The sequence below is a fragment of the Amycolatopsis sp. NPDC104863 genome, assembly GCF_055582965.1.
In genome coordinates this window covers 58279-77551 of sequence record NZ_JBVJOW010000008.1, presented here as the reverse complement: position 1 = coordinate 77551, position 19273 = coordinate 58279, and the positions used below count along the sequence as shown (strand labels likewise).

Below are 19273 nucleotides of genomic sequence, written 5' to 3'. Positions count from 1 at the left end.
GGTGTACTACGGTTCACTCTATCGCGGGGTGAAGGTGTAGACGACCGTTTCGGCCGCGAAGCCCAGCCGGCCGTTGAGCCCGTTCGACACGACCAGCCGCCGGCCACCGTCGGGTCCGGTGACTTCGGCGACGTCGGTGCCGCCGGACGTGGCGAACTCGGCGACGACGCGGAAGGCGCCGTCTTCGACCCGGTAGATCAGCGACTTCAGCAGCGGATGCGGGTCCCGCGGGCCACCGGTGATGAAGTTGACCCGCACGAGGAACAGCCCTTCCGGCGTGTCGACGACCCGCAGCTCGCGTCCCCCGGTGCCGCCGTCCAAGACGGCGTGGCCGGCGAACCGCTCGCCGTCCCAGCGCAGGACGACCGAGTCGGCCTCGATGGTCGCGACCGCCAGGTAGTGGTCGCCGCCCGAGGTGAACGTCGCGAAGGCGCGGCCGCCGGCCGGCACCAGGTTCTGGTGCGGGACGAACTTGCCCTCCTCCCACCGGTACAGGTGTGACGGCAGGAGGTGGTCGGCGTGCGCGAGGAACGTGGTGCCGTCGACCTCGAAGGCGTGGAAGTTGTACCCGATGCGGGACGGGATGTCCTGCAGGTGCTCGAACTCGCTCCCGGTCCACCGGTACACGACCGAGGCCAGGTCCCGTTCCCCCGGCCGGCCCTGCGCGAGGGCGAGGTGGTGTTCGCCGTCGACGACGAAGTGCCGCCACTGCTTCGCCGCGTGGCCGAGCACCGTCTGGAACGGCTGCCACGCCTGCCCGTCCCAGCGGTAGATCGGCTGCCCGACGGAGAAGTTGTACGGGCCGCTGCCCATCCGGATGCAGGCACACGCGAGGAACGGCGTGCCGTCGATCTCGAAGTACTCGACGTCCTCGGCGCCGGTGCCGGGCAGCCGCCCGGCCGGGACGTACTCCCCGGCGTCGCTGCGGAACAGGAGGATGTCGGTGTTGGAGTTGCCGCCGTTCATGCCTTCCGGCGAGTCCGGCGCGTCGTAGGCCAGCTGGGGAATCGCCAGCCAGTCGGTGCCGCCGACGCTGAACGCCGCGACGCCGCGCGCGCCGGACGTCGGGATTCGCTGGACTTCACGGAGGTGTTCGGCGGCCACGGATCCGACGCTACCGCCGCCGGCGGGCCCGGCGCGTCAAAGATCCGGGCAGCCGGCGACGCCGGTGCTTACGGCCGGTCGAGGCCGAGCAGGCGGGTGATGCCGTAGTCGAACCGGGCGTCGAAGGTGTCGTCGAGCATCATCTCGGTGCCCACCTTCGCCAGGCCCGGGTACGCGCCGGTCGCCAGCAGCTCGGCGAACTGGTCCTGAGGTTTCCCCGCGGGCGTCTGCTGCTCCTGGGTCAGGCCGAGGGTGAAGTAGACGATCGACCAGCACAGCCGGACGGCGTCGGCTTCGGAGAACCCGGCCTCGAGAAGGCTGCCGACGATGACGTCGGCGACGCGCAGGGTCTTGCCGGTGCCGGTGAACGTGCCGGCGACCAGGCGCCCGCCGTCGCGGTGGGCGAGCATCGCCGTGCGGTAGCGGGTGGCGACGACCTGCACCCGGCGCAGCGGGTCGGCGGGCAGGTCGGCGGTGCCGACCGAGCCGACGATGAAGTCGGCCATCGTGTCGATCAGCGCCTGCTTGGTCTTGACCTGCCAGGAGACCGAGTTGAGGTGCGCGCCGAGCGTGCGCGCGACGCCGCGGAGGGAGAGCTTCTCCAGGCCTTCCTGCTCCAGCGTGGTGAAGGCGGCCTCGATGACGGCGTCCTGGGTCAGGCGCACCGGGCTCTCCCTTCCGCGGCGGTCGTTCGTGTCATCGTACGAGTCAGGCGCCGAAGGCGGCGCGCGAGACCTCGTCCCACGCCTCCCACTCCGCGAGGCGCCCGGCGTACTCCTTCTTGATGACCTCCAGCGGTCCCTGCCCGAAGAAGATCCGCAGCGGCGGCTCGTCGGCGTCGACGACCCGCAGGATCGCCTCCCGGGTGGCGGCCGGTTCGCCGCGCTTGCCGGCCGGGCGCGCCATCGCGTCGCGGAAGGCGTCGTAGACCGGCGAACGTTCCGCCTGCACCGCCGACGGCCCGGCCCAGTCGGTGGCGTACCCGGCCGGCTCGACGAGGGTGACCTTGACGCCGAAGTCCTTCACCTCGGCGGCCAAGCTGGCGGTGAAGCCTTCCAGCCCGAACTTCGACGCGTGGTAGAGGCCGAGGCCGGGCAGCGAGAACACCCCGGCGATGGACGACACCTGGACGATGTGCCCGCCGCCCTGGGCGCGCAGGTGCGGCAGCGCGGCCTGGGTGACCCAAAGCGGCCCGAACAGGTTGACCTCGATCTGGTCGCGCGCCTGCTGTTCGGTCACCTCTTCGACCATGCCGAAGAGGCCGTAACCGGCGTTGTTGACCACGACGTCGAGCCGGCCGAAGTGCTCGGCGGCCCGGTCGACGGCGGCGGTGACCGCGGCCCGGTCGGTGACGTCGACGGCCAGCGGCAGGACGTCGTCGCCGTACTTGGCGGCCAGGTCGTCGAAGGCGCCGGGGGTCCGGCTGAGCGCGGCGACGCGGTCACCCCGGTCGAGGGCGGCCTCCGTCCATTCGCGACCGAAGCCCTTCGACGCGCCGGTGATGAACCAGGTTTTTCCGGACATGGTGTGCTCCTGGGGTTGTGCCGGGGTGACGGTCACACCCGGCTGCGTTCGAACGGGGTGTAGTCGGGCAGGGTGACGGCGTTGGACATCCGGATCTGGTCGCGCAGCAGCACCGCGCTCAGCGGCAAGTGCTCCTGAAGCTGCACGACCCGGCGCCGGAACTCGATGCCCAGCGCGGTCTTCGGGGTCATGGACTTGCCGTTGCCCTGGCCGAAGCGCTGGATGCGCTCGATCCACGGCCGCAGGCGGGCTTCGTAGGCTCGCAGGCCCGCCGGGACGTCGCCCGCCGCGCGGGCCAGTTCGCCGGCGAGGACGTACGCCCCGACGAGGGCGATCGTCGTGCCGTGGCCGGACAGCGGGGACGCGCAGAACGCCGCGTCACCCACCAGGGCGATCCGCCCGCTCGACCACCGTGGCAGGAGGACCTGGCTGCACGAGTCGAAGTAGAAGTCGGGCGCCGCGTCGAGCTGGGCGACCAGATCCCCGGCCTGCCAGCCCATCCCGGCGGCCCGGGCGCGGACGACCGTCTTGAGCGCGTTCGTGTCCCGGTGGTCGAAGGCGAACTCCGGGGAGAGGAAGGAGAAGAACGCCATCACGGCCGTGCTGTCCCGGATCGCCCGCACGCCGATCGTCCGGCCGGGTTCGGAGTACGCCTCGGTCCAGTCCTTTACCCCGGCGGTGTTCTCGGCCGTCCAGAACGACAGGTAGGTGCCGAGGTGCCGCAGCTGCGCGGCGGCGGAGCCGAAGGCCAGGTCGCGGACGCCCGAGTGCAGGCCGTCGGCGCCGACGACCGCGTCGAACACCGCCGCCGGCGCGGTTTCGAACGTGACGTGGACACCGTCGGCGCGCTCCTCGAGCGCGGTGACGCGGTCGCCGAAGACGTACTCGGCGGTGTCGCCGGTCGCGTCGTGGAGGATCTTCGACAGGGCGCCGCGCAGGATCTCGATCTCGGTGACCGGCCCGTCGCCTCCGAACCCCTCGGTGCGCATGGTGGCCTGCCGCCGGCCTCGGGTGTCCACGAAGGACAACCCGTCGGCCGCGGTCCGCGCCGCCCGTACGGCTTCGGCGAGGCCGGTCCGGTCGAGCACAGCGCGGGCGGTCCCCCGGACGTCGACGAGCTGGCCGCCCGAGCGCAGGGCCGGCGCGGTCTCCACCACCGTCACCTCGGCGCCGTAGGGAGCCAGGCACACGGCCAGCGCGGGGCCGGCGATCCCGGCCCCGGCGATCAGCACTTTCACGGCGTGCCACCTCTCTTGTTCAGTGACCAAGTTCGCCATTCAGTTAACTTGGTCGGCGACCAAGTGTCAACCCCGGCCGTGCCGAGTACCACAGGCGGAGGCGACACCACCGTGCTATCGTCCAAATAGTTAACCGGTTGACAATCAATCAACCATCGGGAGGCAGACCGTGAAAGCAACCAGGGCATCCTTGGCCGTGCTGGCCGTCGTGAGCGCGCTCGTCGTGGCGGGGTGCTCGGACGCCTCGACCTCGGCCGCGCCGCCGGCCACTCCGGCGACCGCCTGTCCGAGCAGTCCCGCCCCCGCGGGCGGGCAGCCACCCGGGGGCGCGGCGATGCCCGCCGGGAAGCTGGCGGTGCCGGTGGACACCAGAACCAGCACCGTGCTCAAGGCCGACCAGGCCCCGAAGATCCAGTGTGGACAGACGCAGGTCGACACGAAGACCGATATCGCTTACGCCACACCGAAGCTCGCCAACGGCCAGACCAAGCAGCTCCTGATGGACGTCCAGGTGCCGCGGACACCGGAGCCGAAACCGCTGCTGGTCTACGTGCCCGGCGGCGGGTTCGTGCAGTCCGCGAAGGAGGGCAACCTGCCGCTGCGCACCTTCGCGGCGGACGCCGGGTATGTCGTGGCGAGCATCCAGTACCGCGTCCAGCCCGACGGCGCGACCTACACCGACAGCGTCGCCGACGTGAAGTCCGCCATCCGGTACCTGCGCGCGAACGCCGCCACCTACCAGATCGCCCCGGGCAAGGTCGGCGTCTGGGGCGACTCGGCCGGCGGCTACCTGGTCGCGATGGTCGGCGTGACCAACGGCGACAAGCAGTTCGACGTCGGGGACAACCTCGGCCAGAGCAGCGCGGTCCAGGCCGTCGTGGACAAGTTCGGCGCGTCCGACCTCTCCCGGCTCGGGTCGGACTACGACACCGCGTCGCAGCAGGCGATGGCCGGCTTGACCGCCCTCGTCACGAAGTACGTGGGCGCCGCCGGGTTCGCGGCGGCGAACCCGATCACCCACATCAAGGCCGACGACCCGCCGTTCGTGATCTTCCACGGCAGCGCCGACACGCTGATCTCGCCGAGCCAGACCCTCAACCTGCACAACGCGTTGCGCGCGGCCGGCGTCGACAGCACCCGCTACGTCGTCGAGGGTGGCGGCCACGGCGACCTGGCCTTCACCGGCGACACCAAGGCCGCCGCGGTCTGGACGACCACCACCGTCGCGGACCCGCTGGTCGACTTCCTGAACAAGACCCTCAAGAGCTGACGCGGCGGACCGGCAGGCGCACCGACGAGCCTGGGCACTCGACCAGGTAACGGCTCGCCTGCCGGTTGCGTTCGTAACGCGGGTACGCCCCGCCCGAGACCTGGAGCCGGATCCGGTGCCCCGCGCGGAACCGGTGCGCGCACGGGCTGCTGTCCAGGTCGACGGCCCCCGCGGCCACGCGGAACACCTCCGAGACGTTCCACGACCGGCCCTTCGGGTCGACGTCGCAGATGCGCACGAAGACCCCGCGTTCCCCGGCGGGCGCCAGGTCCAGCCGGACCCGGGGCGAGCCGAAGACCTCCAGGCCGGCGGGCAGCGGGTCCGAGGTGAAGGTGACGACGTCGGCACGCGCCTCCAGCTTCCGGTTGTCCCGGCTGCCCGCGCCGGGTGACATGTCGTGGCCGCCGACCACCGGCGTCGGGTCCTCGGGGTCGTAGCGGAACTCGACCCGGCCCTCGCCCGCGGACTCGGCCAGGCGTCCGCTCTCGTCCGGGTGGAGCGTCCAGTCCGCCGTTTTCGGTGGCCAGCTCGGCAGGTCGCGCCACTCGCCCGCGCCGGTCACGTGGACCCGCACGCCGGGCTGGTCGCCGCGGCCGCCGAGCTGCCGGTCGAACCACGCGAGCGCCTGCGTGTCGACCACTTTGGACGCTTTGAGCGCGGTGTCGAGGTGGGTCCAGGGGCCGATGGTCAGCGCGACTTCGGGGTTGTGCGCCGACAGCGCGTGGTACTGCTCGATCGTCTGCTCGACGAAGACGTCCCGCCAGCCGCCGATCAGCAGCGTCGGGACGTCGGTGCGCAGGGCGGCCGACGCGTTGTACGGCGCCCAGAACGGGTCTTCGAGGTCGTCGTGGTCGAGCCAGTCCTGGAACCACGCGCCCCGGCCGTTCAGCGCGTCCGCCGGCGGCAGGCGCTTCTCGAGCACCGAGGCCGTCCTTTTCCGTGCGGCGATCAGCTGCCGGATCCCGCGGTCTTCGACGGTCGCGCTCCAGCCCAGGAAGTCGGCCAAGGCCGGCGAGCCAGTGCCGCGGATCGCGCGGCCGAAGTCGTGCGGGCCCACCACGATCACGCTCGCCTTCAGCTCGGGCGGCGGGTCCCGCAGCAGCGCCCACTGCGCCCAGCCGAGGTAGGACCCGCCCAGCGTCGCGAGACGGCCGTCGAACCAGGGCTGCCCGCGCAGCCAGGCGACGGTGTCCTGGCCGTCCGCCGCCTCCTGCACGATGGGCCGGAACTCACCGGTCGAGCCGCCGGTGCCGCGGACGCTCTGCACGAGCACGTGGTAGCCGCGGGCCGCCAGCATCCGGCCGTGGAAAAGGCTTTCGGGGAACCCGCGGCCGTACGGACTCCGGACGAGGACAGTCCCCAGCGCGCCGGTCACCGGGGCGTAGTGGTCGGTGAGAAGGACAGTGCCGTCGCGGGTGGGCACGCGGAGGCCGCGCTCGACGGTGTGCCGGTTGCGCGCCGGGGGCAGGCCGAAGATCCGGCTCTGGAGGCGGTCGAGGACGGACATGGGTGCTCCTTGTGTCAGGCGGGTTGCCGGACTTCGGCCGTCCGGCGCGGATACAGGACGGCCGCGACGACGGCCGCGGCCAGCAGCGAGGCCGCGGCGCCCCAGAACGCCGCGTGGTACCCCACGATCTCACCACCGTCCCGGCCGGCCGACAGCGAAAGGCCGGTCAGTACGGCGATTCCGACGGAGCCGCCGACCTGCTGGGTGGTGTTCACCGCCGCGGACGCGACCCCCGACTGCGCGGGCGGCACCCCCGCGGCGGCCGAGCTCATCGCCGAACCGAACACGACGCCCAGGCCGAGCCCGGCGGCCACCAGCCCGGGCAGCACGGAACCGGCGTACCGGTCGGTGGCGCCGACCCCGGTGAGGAGGGCGAACCCGGCGGCCGCGACCGCCGACCCGGCGGCGACGGTGAGCCGCAGCCCGAACCGGGGGATCAGCACGGTGCCGGACGCGGTCGAGCCGACGGCCACGCAGACCGCCATCGGCAGGAACGCCACCCCGGCGAGCACCGGCGAGTAGTGCAGCGTCCGCTGCAGGTAGTACGCGAGGAAGAGGTAGATGGTGAACATCCCGGCCGCGGCCAGGAGCATGACCAGGCAGGACGTGCCCCGCGTGCGCGAGCGCAGGATGGACAGCGGCAGCAGCGGGTCGCGCACCCGGGCCTCGACGAGGACGAACAGGACCAGCAGCAGCACCCCGCCGAGCGTGCCCAGGGGCGCCGACTGCCCCAGGCCCAGGACGACCGCGGACACCCCGGCGACGACCAGGAGCGCACCGCCGACGTCGGCCCGCTGCCGGGACCGTTCGCCACCCCGCGGCAGCGCCACCACGGCGCCGGCGACCACGGCCGCGGCGATGACGACGTTGACGAACAGGCACCAGCGCCAGGAGGCGTAACCGGTCAGCAGGCCGCCGAGCAGCAGCCCGACGGCTCCCCCGCCGCCGGCGACCGCGCCGTAGACGCCGAACGCGCGGCCTTGGTCCTTGGTGCCCCGGAAGGTCAGCGACAGCACCGAAAGCGCCGCGGGGGCCAGCAGGGCACCGAACGCTCCTTGGACGGCGCGGGCGACGACCAGGACGGTGAACCCGGGGGCCCAGCCACCGACCGCCGAAGCGGCGGCGAAGCCGACGAGACCCACGATGAACCCGGCCCGCGCGCCGAACCGGTCGTTGAGCCGCCCGCCGATCAGCAGCAGGCAGCCGACGGCGACGGAGTAGGCGGTGACGACCCACTGCCGCTCGGCGTCCCCGAAGCCGAGCTCGGCCTGCGCGGCGGGCAGGGCGATGTTCACGATCGTCGCGTCCAGCACGACCATGAGCTGCGCCAGAGCGACGACGGCGAGGACCAGCCAGCGGCGAGAACCCATGTGCACCTCCGGATCCGGGTCATCGTTCAGCCGATAGTATACCGGTTAACGATCTGTCGGGCGGTGAACTTCGTCGATCGGGCGCGGAACAGCAGAAAGGGGCGCCTCGAGGTAGCAGGCCACCAAGCCGATCGCGGCCGCGGTCCCGAGCGGCCGGCGGCGCCGGCTCGGACGCGGCGAGCCACCGGATCCGCCCGCCCGGGAATCCCACGGCAGAGCGGAAGCGGACGACGTCCACAACAGACCCGGATCAGTCCGCGTAGAACAGCCGCCGCGGCGCCTCCACCAGGATCTGCCGCCGGTCCTCCTCCCGCGGCGCCCAATCCGCCAGCACGTCGAGCAGCTCCCCCGTGTCGCGCTGCCCGTTCGGCAGGTGCGGCCAGTCCGACCCCCACACGAGCCGGTCCGGCTGGGCCTCGACCAGCGCGCGGCCGAGATGCGCCACCGTCGACAGCGGTTCGTCCCCCGCGATCCGGTACGGCCCGGACAGCTTGACGTACCCGCTGCCGCCGCGCAGAACACCGAGCAGCGCGGCAAAATCTCCCTCGGTCAAGCCGTCCGACGCCTTCATGTACCCCATGTGGTCGATCACGAACGGGTCTTCGAGATCGGCCAGGAAGGGCAGCAGCGCGCGGACCACCGTGCCGGGGCTGTAGAACTGCAGGTGCCAGCCGCGCGGGCGGGCCACGTCCGCCATCACCCGGACGTAGCCGATCAGGTCCTCGACCGGCCAGTCCGCCCGGGCGAACAGGTCGAGCCGCACCGCGCGGACCCCCGCCTCGTGCAGCTGGTCCAGCGAAGCGCCCGAGGCGTCCGGATCGATCCGCGCGACGCCCCGGCAGCGCGGGCCGATCTTCCGCAGCGCGTCGAGGAGCAGGCTGTTGTCGGTGCCGTAGTAGGTCGGCTGGACCAGCACCATCCGGGAGATCCCGAGCCGCTCGGCGGCCGCCAGGTACGCCTCGATCGTGGCGTCGGGGAACGTGTAGAGCGGCTTCGGCACCGCGGGATACCCCGGCTCGAACACGTGGAAGTGCGTGTCGCAGACGTCCTCGGGGAGCCGGTACCGGGGCCGGGTGAGCGTGGCGGCCGGGCGCATGGGCAGGGTGTGCGCGAACTTCGGAGGCATGACGTCGTCCTAGGGGGCGAGGGCTTCGGTGAGCTGGGCCGCCCGGCGGGCGGCGGCGTCGTGGAGCAAGCCGTGGTCGTTGCCGGTCATCACCAGCGGGCAGGCGCCGAGCGCCATGAGCTGCCGTTGCCGGCCCGGGTCGCCGACCCCGCCGACCATCAGCAGCTTTCCGTGGCCGCGGCACGCTTCGGCGAGCGTGCGCACCGCGTCGTCGACCCGCGGGTCCGCGTACTGGCCGGGAACACCCAGCTCCGCGGTGAAGTCGTTGGCGCCGAACGCGATCAGGTCGACCCCGTCGACGGCGGCGATCTCCGCCGCGTTGGCCACCCCGGCCGGCGTCTCGACCAGGATCTGGACGACCACGCGCGCGTCCAGCGTTCCGTTGAGCTCCCGGGCGGGCACGGGCCGCATGCCGGTCTGCGGGACCATCGTGGTCGCCGAACGCTGCCCCCGCGGCGGGAACCGGCACGCCCGCGCGACGTCCCGCGCCTGCGCCGCCGTTTCGATGCGGGGCGCGACGATCCCGTTCGCACCGCCGTCCAGGAGCCGGCCGATCATGCCGTACTCCCGTTCGGGCACCCGGACGAAGTCCATCAGCCCGGCCAGGGCGGCGGTGCGGCAGAGCTCCGCCGCGGTGTCCACGGACATCGTCGAGTGCTCGAGGTCGACCATGACGCAGTGGTGCCCGGTCGACGCGGCGATCAGCACCGCCTCGCCCGTGCGCGCGCCGCGCAGGGCCAGCATCAGGGTCAGCTCACCGGCCCTGAGCCGGCCGAGGAAGTCGTTGGCCGCCATGGCTCCTTCAGAGATCGGTCGGGTAGGTGACCCCGGTGAGCCCGGGGACGTCGACGCGCCGGGGGTCCCAGCCCGCCGCCGCCAACGCCTCGACGGCGACGTCGATGACCGCGCCCGACAGCAGCTGCCGGGGGTCCTCCATGACGATCCGCAGCCGCGTGACCAGGGCCCGCATGTCGGCGGCGGACGCCACAACCGGCATTTCGCCGATCTCGGTCACCGCCGGGTCGGTCACGTCGGGGAACACCACGCCCGCCGGGCTGTAGCGCGGGTAGCCGTCGAACATCAGGCCGCCGAGCTCGACGGTCGCCCGGGTGGCGCACCACATGCTCCGCAACGGTTCTTCGAGGGCGACCACTTCGGACAGGTCGCCGTCGACCGGCGTCGCGAACGTGGGGGCGTGCGGCGCGAGGTACATCCGCTCCAGCGGCAGCCGGTGCTCGGACGCGCCGAGGATCATCGTCGCCACGCTGCTGGTGGTCCACGTGACACCCGCGGTCGCGCGGCCCTGCCGCCCGGCGATGACCACCATCGCCTCGGCCCAGTCGATCCGCTGCGCGCGCAGCCAGCGGGAGATGCGGAAGCTGATGTCGAGCCCGGCCAGGAAGAACGTCGCCACCATCATGTGGTTGACCGGCACCGGCAGCTCGACGTCCCCGCCGCCCTCGAGGTAGTCCGTCCGCAGGGTGTCCCAGGTGAGGTAGTCCTCGTCGGCGAGCGCGGTGGCGAGATAGCGGGCGGTCACCGCGCACGAGTAGTCGACCAGGTCGGCGATCTCCTGTTCGCGGCCCTGGTAGGCCTCGACGGCGAGGTGGTCGCGCCACAGCCCGGCGGTGTTGGCCGCGCGGGTGTTCTTGGTCTCGGCGAGCAGCCGCTCGGCTTCGGACCGCCAGGCGGCGTCGCCGAGGACCGTGCGCAGGTAGACCAGGCTGGCCACCGCCGGGCCCAGGTGCGAAACCGCGGTCAGCTCCTTGAACCCGCGCGGGGACAACCGATAACCCTCCACCACCGGCGGCCGCCCGCCGCCCGGGTACAGCGCGAAGTCCGCCCCGGTCGCGACGACCAGCGGGGTGTCGCGGGTGTGCTCGGCGAAGGACCGCGCGAGGCGCCGGCCGATGCCGTCCGGGTGGGAGGTGTAGGTGGTGAACAGCCTGACCAGTTCAGGACTCTGCCGCGCGGTCATCCGGCGGCCACGGCACTGACGGTTGCCACATCAACCTCCCGAGGAGAATTCCCTTTCCGAATCCCTATCGAAGTCCCGTTTCCGGGGTGAAGCAAGTAAGGTGCCGTTACCATTCGCCGTTGTCACCGTCAGCAATCGTGACACCGGCGAGGGGAGGCCGCCGCACGGCGGGTAACTTTGGCGGCATGGCCGCTGGACTCACCGCCGACGAGACCCACATCTGGCGCTCGCTGCTCCGGCTCTCCGACCTGCTCCGGTTCCGCGTCTCGACGGACATGCGCGAGGCGTCCGACCTCTCCCCGGCCGACCACAGCGTGCTGCTGCACCTCGCCGAGGTCGGCGGCCGGCTGCTGCAGCAGGAGCTGGCGTCGGCGATGTACTGGTCCAAGAGCCGGCTGTCGCACCAGCTGGCCCGGATGGCGGACCGGGGCCTGGTGACCCGCGCGCCGGACCCGGCGTCGCGCCAGGTCGCGGTCTCGATCACCGAAGCGGGCCGGGCGGCGAACGAGGCCGTGGCGGCGGTGCACGCCGACGCCGTCCGGCGGCACTTCCTCCAGCGCGCGACCCCGGAAGAGCTGACCGTGCTGGTGCGGCTGGCCCAGCGGATCAAGGACGACGTCGAGGCCGGCGTCCCCTACTGACGACCTTCGCGCTCGAGGCGGCTGCTCGCGGCGCGCACGGCCGACACCACGGCGGCGATGGCGGGTGAGTCCTCATCTCCGTCCCGCATCAGCAGCACGCTGTGCCGGAACGCGTCCACGTCCCGCAGCGCCACCCGGCTGAGCCCGTCCGGACCCCGGCCCGTCGGGGTCAGCTCGGGCGCGATCGTGATCCCCCAGTCCGCCTCGACCAGCCCGAGCGCCGCCGCGACATCATGGACCGTCGCGCCGATCGACGGCTGGAAGCCGGCGCTCGAGCACAGGCCCAGCGTGAGGCGGCCCAGCGGCGTGGTCGGGCTGATGATCCACGACTCGGCCGCGAGGTCCGCGATCCGGCAAGCCGGCTCCGCGGCCAGCCGGTGGCGCGGGGACACGCAGAGCCGCAGCGGGTCGCGGCCGAGCACGCACTGGCGCAGCCCCGGCTCGGCCGCGCCGGGCACCGGCCCGAACTTCGAGACCATCACCAGGTCCAGCGCGCCGCGGCGAACCTCCTCCGCGCCCGTTCCGTCGGTCGTCGACGCGAGGGTCAGCTCGAGCTTCGGGTGCCGCTGCCGGACCCGCGTCAGCGCGCTGCTCATCAGCGGCGGCCCCTCGCGGAACGGCACGCCGACCCGCAGCTCGCCGGCGATCTCCCCGGCCCTGCGTTGCAAGGTCGCCTGCGCGGCGCGCAGCTCGACGAGGATCCGCTCGGTGTGGTCGAGCAGGGACCGGCCCACCGGCGTCACCGTGACGCTGTTGCCGCTGCGCAGCAGCAGCGTTGTGCCCGCCGCCCGTTCCAGCGCCGAAACCTGCTGGGAAACCGCTGAGCGCGTGTAGCCCAGCTCGCGCGCGGCGGCGGCGATGGTCCCGTGCGCGGCGACCGCACGCAAGGCGAGGAGCTTCTCGACGTCGAGCATGCGTCACATCCATTTACGGCGGTTGACGTAAAGCGTCACGCGAGTTTACTTGTCAACCAAACTCGCGTCGAGTTGAGTCTCAGCCAATGGCCGACGTCGCTCAGGAGGAGTCCGCACATGGCACGGAAAATCATTCGGCTCCGCGCCGCCGCGGCGGCGGTGGCCGCCCTTCTGCTCACGTCCGCGTGCGGCCTTTCCGGTGAGTCGTCGTCGGCCACCGGCCCGCTGGTCATCGGCATGTCGCTGCCGCTGACCGGCCCGGTGGCCGACCGCTCGAAGCCCGGCATGGAGGGGTACCAGTACTGGGCCGACGAGCTCAACGCCGCCGGCGGGCTGCTCGGCCGGCAGGTGCAGCTGAAGGTGCTCGACGACTCCTTCGACCAGCAGACCGCCATCTCCGACTACAACCGGCTCATCTCCCAGGACAAGGTCGACCTCCTGCTGGGCACGTTCTCCTCCGACCTCAACGTCGCCGTCGCGCCGGTCGCCGAGCGGTACAAGTACCTCTACGTCCAGCCTTCCGGCGGCGCCGACGAGATCTTCGAACGCAACTTCACCCACCTCTTCTTCGCCCAGCCCGCGACGACGCAGCGGCTGCCCAACCAGTTCGTCGACCTGGTCGCGAAGATGTCCGCCACCGAGCGGCCGAAGACCGTCGCGCTCGTCCAGGTCGACGACCCCAACACGACCCAGGCCGCCGGGATCTTCGAAAGCCGGCTCGCCGCGCTCGGCGTCAAGAGCGTCTACAACCAGACGTATTCGCCGGACACGAACAACTTCGACACCATCGCCAACTCGATCAAGCAGGCCGCACCGGACCTGGTGATCAGCGGGGCGGTGGCCGCCGACGGCTCGGCGCTCGTGCGCGCGTTCCAGAAGATCGGGTTCTCGCCGAAGATGCTGTACCAGGAGAACTCGCCGACCGAGCCGTCGTACCCGCAGACCGTCGGCGCGGCCAACACCGAGGGCATCCTGACCCCGATCGCCTACAGCACCGAGGCCGGCTTCCCGGGCAACAAGTCCTTCGTGGACGGTTATACGCGCAAGTACGGCGCGCCACCCGTCGAGGACGCCGCGAACTCCTACACCGCCGGTCAGGTGCTCGCCGCCGCGGTCAAGGCCGTGGGCCGGATCGACCAGGACGCGCTGGCGAGCTGGCTGCACGGCAACGCCGTCCCGACGATCTCCGGCGAGCTGCGCTGGGACGCGACCGGCCGCCCGCAGGGCGAGCTGCTGCTCGGGCAGTTCCAGGGCGGCGCGATCAAGATCGTCGCCCCCGTCCAGGCCGCGACCGCGCAACCGCTGCTCGCCAAGCCCGGCTGGCGCTGAAGGGACCACCGTGATCCTCCTCGTCCAGACGCTCGTGCTCGGCCTGCTGGCCGGCGGGGTGTACGCGCTGATGTCCTCGGGCTTCACCCTGATCTTCGGGGTGATGAAGGTGCTCAACCTCGCCCACGCCGCGACGATCGTGCTCGCCGCGTTCCTCACCTGGTGGGTGTGGCAGCGCACCGGTCTCGACCCGCTGCTCGTCGGCGTCTTCGTCGGGCCGGTGATGTACGGCGTCGGCTGGCTGCTCTACCGCGGGGTGGTCGCCCGGGTCCAGCGGATCGACCACGAGCTGACCCTCGTCGCCTCCTTCGGCGTGGCGACCGCCCTCGGCGGGGTCATGGCCCTGGTGTGGGGCACCGACGCGCGAGCGGCGACACCGTCCTACTTCACCAGCTCGTTCCACCTGGGACAGGTCGTGGTGCCGACCGCGCAGCTGTACGCCTGCGCCGGCGCGGTGGTGCTCCTGCTCGGCCTGTACGCCCTGCTGCGCGGGACGTTCGTGGGCAAGGCGATCCGCGCCTGCGCCGTCAACCGCGACGGCGCGGCGCTCGTGGGCATCGACGTGGAGCGCACCATGACACGGATGTTCGCGATCGGCGTCGCGACGACCGGGTTCGCCGGCGCCGCGTTGTCGGTGCTCTACCAGTTCGTCCCGGACTCGCACTACGTCTGGATCGGCCGCATCCTGTGCGTCGTCATCCTCGGCGGCCTCGGCAGCTTCGCGGGCGCCGCCCTCGGCGCGGCGATCCTCGGCGTGAGCGAAGCGCTGACGGCGTCCTATGTGGACACCCGGTGGGCGACGACGGTGCCGTACCTGCTGATCGTCGTGCTGCTCCTGGTCCGGCCGCAGGGCCTGCTGGGCGGGCGCACGCGCGCGGACGGGGCACTGGCGTGACCGGCCAGCTCCGCGGGCTGCTGCTCGCCGCGGCGATCCTGCTCGTCGCCCTCGTCCCGCTGCTCACCCCGGACGCGTATGTCCACAACGTCCTCATCCTGACGTTCCTGGTCGCGGTCGTCGCGTCCGGCTGGAACATCATGGCCGGGCTGACCGGCTACATCAGCCTCGGCCACGGGATGTTCGTCGGCGTCGGCGCCTACACCGGCGGCATCCTCGCCACCACCTGGGACGTCTCGCCGTTCCTGGTGGCGCCGCTCGGCGGGGTGACGGCGGCCCTGCTGGCCGTCGCGCTGGGCCTGGTCACCCGCCGCACGCGCGGGCCGGCGTTCGTCATCGTCAGCTTCGCGGTGCTGGAGCTGCTCGGCCTGCTCACCCGGAACTGGGTCTCGGTCACCGGCGGCAGCCAGGGCCTCCCGATGCCGCTGCCGACCTGGGACGTCCGGTTCCACAACTGGCCGTTCTACTACGCCCTGTTCGCGCTCGTGCTGCTGAGTGTCGGGCTGACCGTCGCCATCCGGCGCTCGAAGCTCGGGCTCGGCCTGTTGGCCATCAAGGACGACGAGGACAAAGCGGCCGGCATCGGCATCGTCACACCTGTCTACAAAGGACTCGCGTTCGTGGCGAGCGCGGCCTTCGTCGGGGTCGCGGGCGCGGTCTACGGTTACTACGTCAGCTCCCTTTCGGTGAACACGATGTTCGACGTCGTGCTCAGCATGCAGGTCGTGCTGGCCGCGCTCCTCGGCGAGCGCGGCACCGTCTGGGGTCCCGTGCTCGGCGCGTTCCTCGTGGTGCCGCTGACCGAGCTGACGAACACGACCCTGGGCGGCGCCGACGCGGGCGCGATCCGGCTCATCCTGTTCGGCGGGCTCGTGCTCGGCGTCGCCCTGCTGCTCCCCCGCGGCATCCTGCCGACCGTGCGGGACGCGCTCGCCCGGCGGCGCGGCGGTACCGGCCTGACCGGCGCACGCCCGGAAGACACGCCGATCCCCGACGCGCCACCGCGCCGGCGGCCGCCGTCGACCACCCCGGACGCCTTGCGCGTCTCCGGCGTCACGATGCGGTTCGGCGGCCTGAACGCGGTCGACGCCGTGACGCTGACCGTCCCGCGCGACTCGACCACGGCTCTGATCGGCCCCAACGGCTCCGGGAAGACCACCCTGTTCAACGTGGTCGACGGGACCTACGCGCCGACCTCGGGAGACGTCGAACTCGGCGGGGTGCCGATCACGCGGGCCGGGCGGCCGCGGCGGGCGTTCCTCGGCCTCGGTCGCACCTACCAGCTGCCGCGCCTGTTCGGCGGGCTGACGGTGTTGGAAAACGTGGCCGCGGCCTGCGGCGAGTTCCGGCTCCGGCGGCTCGCCCGCAGCGCGATCTCGGGCTCGGAAGCGGCGCGGGCGCGGGAGCTGCTGGAGTTCGTCGGGCTCGGCCGGTACGCCGACGCGAAGGCCACCGACCTGTCCTACGGGCAGCGCAAGCTCGTCGAGCTGGCCCAGGTGCTGATGCTCGACCCGGACGTCATCCTGCTGGACGAGCCGGCCGCGGGCATCAACCCGACCCTGCTGCGCCGGCTCGCCGGCCTGGTCCGGGCGCTGAACGCTTCGGGGAGGACCTTCGTGATCGTCGAACACGACATGCAGTTCGTGCTTTCGCTCGCCGACCGGGCCGTGGTGCTGGCTCGCGGCCGGGTGCTCGCCACCGGGTCACCCGCCGACGTCAGCGCCGACCCGGCGGTGCTGGAGGCCTACCTCGGGGACGACTTCGTCCTCGAAGCGGACGTGACGGGAGCCGGCCGGTGATCCGCCTGGAGTCGGTCTACGCGGGTTACGGCGGCGGCGACGTCCTGCGGGGCACCGACCTCGAGATCCGGCCGGGTGCCATCACCTGCGTCGTCGGCCCCAACGGCGCCGGCAAGTCGACGGTCCTGCGCACGATCAGCGGGCTGCTGGCCCCGCGAGAAGGCCGGATCCGCCTCGGCGACCGGACGCTGAGCGGGCGCAGCCCGGCGGCGGTCATCGAGGCCGGCGTCGTGCAGGTGCCCCAGCAGGGCGGCCTGTTCGGGCGGCTTTCGGTGCGCGACAACCTGTTGCTGGGCGGGTACCCGATCCGGCGGGACAAGGCCCGGCTGCGCCGTCGCCTCGCCGAGCTGGGCGAGGCTTTCCCGATCGTCGGGGAACGCGCGCGGGACAAGGCCGCCGACCTCTCCGGCGGCCAGCGGCGGATCGTCGAGTTCGCCCGCGCGCTGGTGACCGAGCCCCGGGTGGTCCTGCTCGACGAGCCGACGCTCGGCCTCGACCCGAAAACGTGCGAGACGGTGTTCGACACGACCCGGCTGCTGCGCGAGCTGGGTGTCACGGTGCTGATGGTCGAGCAGAACGTCCGGTTCGGCCTGCGGCTGGCCGACGACGGGATCGTGCTGGAGAGCGGGCGGGTCCTGCTCGCCGAGCCCGCCGCGGACCTGCTGGCCCGGCCCGACATGGCCGAGCTGTTCTTCGGCTCCGGACCCCGCACGGCGGCCGGATGAGCGGACCCACGACGGTTCTCGTCGTCGACGACCACCCGGTGGTGCGCGACGGCGTCCGGCTGCTGCTGCGCTCGGACCCGACGCTGTGCGTGACGGCGTCGGCGGAGTCCGGCCGCGCGGCGATCACCCGCGTGCGCGAGCTGAACCCCGACCTCGTCCTGCTGGACCTGCGGCTGCCGGACCTGCGGGCGGCGGAGGTGATCACCCGGATCCGCCAGGTCTCCACCACCACGCGGATCGTGGTCTTCACCGCCTACCCCGACCACGTCGCGCTGAAGAGCGCCCTGGACGCGGGCGCCGACGGCGCGCTGCTCAAGGACATCGCCGGGATCGGCCTGTCGTCGGCGCTGCGGCGCATCCTGCGGGGCGAGCGGGTCGTCGACCCGCGGATCACCGACGCCGCGGCGCGCCGGACGAGCGCGATGGCACGGCTGGGGCTGACCCGGCGCGAGTGCGAGGTGCTGCGCGTGGCCGCCGAAGGCAAGACGAACCCCGAGATCGCCGAGGCCACCGGGCTGACCCGCAACACCGTCAAGACCTACCTGCAGTCGGCGTTGCACAAGCTCGGCGCCCGCAACCGCGTCGAGGCGATCACCAAGGCGAGTGAGGTGGGTTTGTGGTGACCGGCCGGTGGAAGCCTGCGCACGAGCGCGTCCAGGAGCAGTTCACCGCCCTCGACGCGCTGGTGCGCGAACGCGGCGGCCTGCTCGCGGTGCTGGACCGCATCGCGGTGCTGCACGGCACCGCCCGGCTCGTCCGCGTCGAGGTGGGCGCCAGCTCGGGGTTCGTGGCCGGCCTCGAAGTGCCCGGCCGCGCGGTGGTCCGCTGGATGTCGGGCGCGCGCACCGGGCAGCTGCGCGACCTGATCGTCCCGCTCGGCCACGGCATCGGCGGCAAGGCGATGGCGCTCGGGAACGTCGTGCGGGTCAACGACTACCTCGCGTCGCCGTCGATCACCCACCACTTCGACGCCCAGGTCCGCGACGAAGGCCTCGGCGCGATGCTCGCGGCCCCGGTCGTGGACCGCAGCGGCCCGGAGCCCCGCACGATCGCGATCGCCTACGCCGGCATGCACGACTCGGGGCCGTTCGGTGACATCGCCGTCGACCGGATGCGCTCGGTGGCCGAACACGCGGCGGAGGCGGTCCGGATCGCGGACGCGGCAGAACTGTCCAAAACGGACGCGGTGGCCGCGGAACGACAGCGCGTCCAGGACGCCCTGCACGACTCGGTGGGCGCGATGCTCTTCTCCATCGGCGCGCGGGTCCAAGCCCTCCAGGACGCGCTGGCCGGCCGGCCGGACCTGGCGAAAAGCCTGCGGCACCTCGAATCCGACGTCTCCGCGGCCTGTTCGGCGTTGCGCGAGTCCATTCTCGCGCTGGCGGACGCGACACCGCGGCGTGCGCTGCAGATCGAGATCAGGGAGCACACGCGGTCGTTCGAACGCCGGACCGGCGTGTCCGCGCGGTTCGTCGAGCTGTGCGACGTGGCACCGCTCGATCCGGAACGCTCGGCGCTGCTGCTGGCGGTGGTCCGGGAAGGACTCGTCAACGTCGAGAAGCACGCCGAGGCCCACTCGGTGATCGTGACGCTCGGCGCGTCGGACGACGGTGTCCACCTCGCGATCGCCGACGACGGAACGGGTTCCGGCGAGCCGGGGACCCGGCTGGGCCTGCGGTCGCTCGCGCGGCGCGCCGCGCGGGTCGGCGCCGAAGTGCAGTTGCTGCACAACGAAGACGAAGGCCGTACCCTGCGCGCCTGGCTCCCGGAAGCCGGGCTCGTTGACTCTCCATCCGGAGATGTCCGCGCCACTCGCGCACGCCCATAATCGCCGGGACGGCACGGTGTTCCGA

Annotated in this window: 18 protein-coding genes; 8 read left to right on the top strand and 10 right to left on the bottom strand. The window is 72.4% G+C overall.

Annotated elements, in window-relative coordinates; all coding sequences use genetic code 11:
• Nucleotides 1-18 precede the first annotated feature (18 nt).
• The 4 genes from ACZ63J_RS36460 to ACZ63J_RS36445 all read right to left on the bottom strand — a co-directional run bounded on the left by ACZ63J_RS36460 (nt 19) and on the right by ACZ63J_RS36445 (nt 3866).
• Nucleotides 19-1104, bottom strand: a complete 1086-nt coding sequence (locus ACZ63J_RS36460) for a hypothetical protein (RefSeq protein ID WP_465407853.1) — start codon at nt 1102-1104, stop codon at nt 19-21.
• Between the two features lie 68 nt (nt 1105-1172).
• Complete coding sequence (locus ACZ63J_RS36455; RefSeq protein ID WP_465407851.1) at nt 1173-1769, bottom strand: TetR/AcrR family transcriptional regulator C-terminal domain-containing protein; 597 nt, start codon at nt 1767-1769, stop codon at nt 1173-1175.
• Nucleotides 1770-1812: 43 nt separating this feature from the next.
• On the bottom strand, nt 1813-2628 hold the full coding sequence (locus ACZ63J_RS36450; protein WP_465407849.1) for an SDR family oxidoreductase: 816 nt from the start codon (nt 2626-2628) through the stop codon (nt 1813-1815).
• Nucleotides 2629-2660: 32 nt separating this feature from the next.
• A complete protein-coding gene (locus ACZ63J_RS36445) occupies nt 2661-3866 on the bottom strand; it encodes an FAD-dependent monooxygenase (protein WP_465407847.1) in 1206 nt (401 codons plus the stop codon).
• A 169-nt stretch (nt 3867-4035) separates the two neighbouring features.
• Between ACZ63J_RS36445 and ACZ63J_RS36440 the strand changes: the two genes are divergently transcribed.
• A complete protein-coding gene (locus ACZ63J_RS36440) occupies nt 4036-5136 on the top strand; it encodes an alpha/beta hydrolase fold domain-containing protein (protein ID WP_465407844.1) in 1101 nt (366 codons plus the stop codon).
• On the opposite strand, the gene ACZ63J_RS36435 is transcribed toward ACZ63J_RS36440, so the two are convergent.
• The 5 genes from ACZ63J_RS36435 to ACZ63J_RS36415 all read right to left on the bottom strand — a co-directional run bounded on the left by ACZ63J_RS36435 (nt 5126) and on the right by ACZ63J_RS36415 (nt 11117).
• The gene (locus ACZ63J_RS36435) at nt 5126-6643 is read right to left on the bottom strand and encodes a CocE/NonD family hydrolase (protein ID WP_465407842.1); all 1518 of its coding nucleotides are present in this window, start codon (nt 6641-6643) and stop codon (nt 5126-5128) included. The two genes, ACZ63J_RS36440 and ACZ63J_RS36435, sit on opposite strands and share 11 nt — an antisense overlap.
• A gap of 14 nt (nt 6644-6657) precedes the next feature.
• A complete protein-coding gene (locus ACZ63J_RS36430) occupies nt 6658-8013 on the bottom strand; it encodes an MFS transporter (RefSeq protein WP_465407840.1) in 1356 nt (451 codons plus the stop codon).
• A gap of 250 nt (nt 8014-8263) precedes the next feature.
• Entirely contained in the window at nt 8264-9139 is an 876-nt protein-coding gene (locus ACZ63J_RS36425; protein ID WP_465407838.1) for an amidohydrolase family protein, read from the bottom strand.
• Nucleotides 9140-9148: 9 nt separating this feature from the next.
• The gene (locus tag ACZ63J_RS36420; RefSeq protein ID WP_465407836.1) at nt 9149-9934 is read right to left on the bottom strand and encodes an HpcH/HpaI aldolase family protein; all 786 of its coding nucleotides are present in this window, start codon (nt 9932-9934) and stop codon (nt 9149-9151) included.
• Between the two features lie 7 nt (nt 9935-9941).
• On the bottom strand, nt 9942-11117 hold the full coding sequence (locus ACZ63J_RS36415; protein ID WP_465407834.1) for a DUF5624 domain-containing protein: 1176 nt from the start codon (nt 11115-11117) through the stop codon (nt 9942-9944).
• Nucleotides 11118-11302: 185 nt separating this feature from the next.
• Between ACZ63J_RS36415 and ACZ63J_RS36410 the strand changes: the two genes are divergently transcribed.
• Nucleotides 11303-11758 carry a MarR family winged helix-turn-helix transcriptional regulator gene (locus ACZ63J_RS36410; protein ID WP_465407832.1) on the top strand — a complete coding sequence of 152 codons (456 nt, stop codon included), beginning with the start codon at nt 11303-11305 and terminating at the stop codon, nt 11756-11758.
• Here ACZ63J_RS36410 and ACZ63J_RS36405 read toward each other — a convergent pair.
• The gene (locus tag ACZ63J_RS36405) at nt 11752-12672 is read right to left on the bottom strand and encodes a LysR family transcriptional regulator (RefSeq protein WP_465407830.1); all 921 of its coding nucleotides are present in this window, start codon (nt 12670-12672) and stop codon (nt 11752-11754) included. The two genes, ACZ63J_RS36410 and ACZ63J_RS36405, sit on opposite strands and share 7 nt — an antisense overlap.
• Nucleotides 12673-12789: 117 nt before the next feature.
• Between ACZ63J_RS36405 and ACZ63J_RS36400 the strand changes: the two genes are divergently transcribed.
• Genes ACZ63J_RS36400 through ACZ63J_RS36375 form a run of 6 tightly spaced genes read left to right on the top strand, consistent with a single transcriptional unit; the run spans nt 12790 to nt 19248 of the window.
• Nucleotides 12790-14001, top strand: a complete 1212-nt coding sequence (locus ACZ63J_RS36400) for an amino acid ABC transporter substrate-binding protein (RefSeq protein WP_465407828.1) — start codon at nt 12790-12792, stop codon at nt 13999-14001.
• A 10-nt stretch (nt 14002-14011) separates the two neighbouring features.
• Nucleotides 14012-14896 (top strand): branched-chain amino acid ABC transporter permease, encoded by an 885-nt coding sequence (locus ACZ63J_RS36395; RefSeq protein WP_465407826.1) that lies wholly within the window; start codon nt 14012-14014, stop codon nt 14894-14896.
• A complete protein-coding gene (locus ACZ63J_RS36390; RefSeq protein ID WP_465407824.1) occupies nt 14893-16695 on the top strand; it encodes a branched-chain amino acid ABC transporter ATP-binding protein/permease in 1803 nt (600 codons plus the stop codon). Before ACZ63J_RS36395 ends, ACZ63J_RS36390 begins: the two co-directional genes overlap by 4 nt.
• A complete protein-coding gene (locus ACZ63J_RS36385; protein WP_465407822.1) occupies nt 16692-17420 on the top strand; it encodes an ABC transporter ATP-binding protein in 729 nt (242 codons plus the stop codon). Before ACZ63J_RS36390 ends, ACZ63J_RS36385 begins: the two co-directional genes overlap by 4 nt.
• Complete coding sequence (locus tag ACZ63J_RS36380) at nt 17417-18043, top strand: response regulator (RefSeq protein WP_465407820.1); 627 nt, start codon at nt 17417-17419, stop codon at nt 18041-18043. Before ACZ63J_RS36385 ends, ACZ63J_RS36380 begins: the two co-directional genes overlap by 4 nt.
• On the top strand, nt 18040-19248 hold the full coding sequence (locus ACZ63J_RS36375; protein WP_465407818.1) for a GAF domain-containing sensor histidine kinase: 1209 nt from the start codon (nt 18040-18042) through the stop codon (nt 19246-19248). The genes ACZ63J_RS36380 and ACZ63J_RS36375 overlap by 4 nt, the downstream gene beginning before the upstream one ends.
• Nucleotides 19249-19273: the final 25 nt, after the last annotated feature.

Coding starts and splice junctions, on each gene's coding strand:
- ACZ63J_RS36450 (WP_465407849.1), bottom strand. CDS start 2,628: ATGTCCGGAAAAACCTGGTTCATCACCGGCGCGTCGAAGGGCTTCGGT.
- ACZ63J_RS36435 (WP_465407842.1), bottom strand. CDS start 6,643: ATGTCCGTCCTCGACCGCCTCCAGAGCCGGATCTTCGGCCTGCCCCCG.
- ACZ63J_RS36430 (WP_465407840.1), bottom strand. CDS start 8,013: ATGGGTTCTCGCCGCTGGCTGGTCCTCGCCGTCGTCGCTCTGGCGCAG.
- ACZ63J_RS36425 (WP_465407838.1), bottom strand. CDS start 9,139: ATGCCTCCGAAGTTCGCGCACACCCTGCCCATGCGCCCGGCCGCCACG.
- ACZ63J_RS36420 (WP_465407836.1), bottom strand. CDS start 9,934: ATGGCGGCCAACGACTTCCTCGGCCGGCTCAGGGCCGGTGAGCTGACC.
- ACZ63J_RS36415 (WP_465407834.1), bottom strand. CDS start 11,117: ATGACCGCGCGGCAGAGTCCTGAACTGGTCAGGCTGTTCACCACCTAC.
- ACZ63J_RS36410 (WP_465407832.1), top strand. CDS start 11,303: ATGGCCGCTGGACTCACCGCCGACGAGACCCACATCTGGCGCTCGCTG.
- ACZ63J_RS36405 (WP_465407830.1), bottom strand. CDS start 12,672: ATGCTCGACGTCGAGAAGCTCCTCGCCTTGCGTGCGGTCGCCGCGCAC.
- ACZ63J_RS36400 (WP_465407828.1), top strand. CDS start 12,790: ATGGCACGGAAAATCATTCGGCTCCGCGCCGCCGCGGCGGCGGTGGCC.
- ACZ63J_RS36380 (WP_465407820.1), top strand. CDS start 17,417: ATGAGCGGACCCACGACGGTTCTCGTCGTCGACGACCACCCGGTGGTG.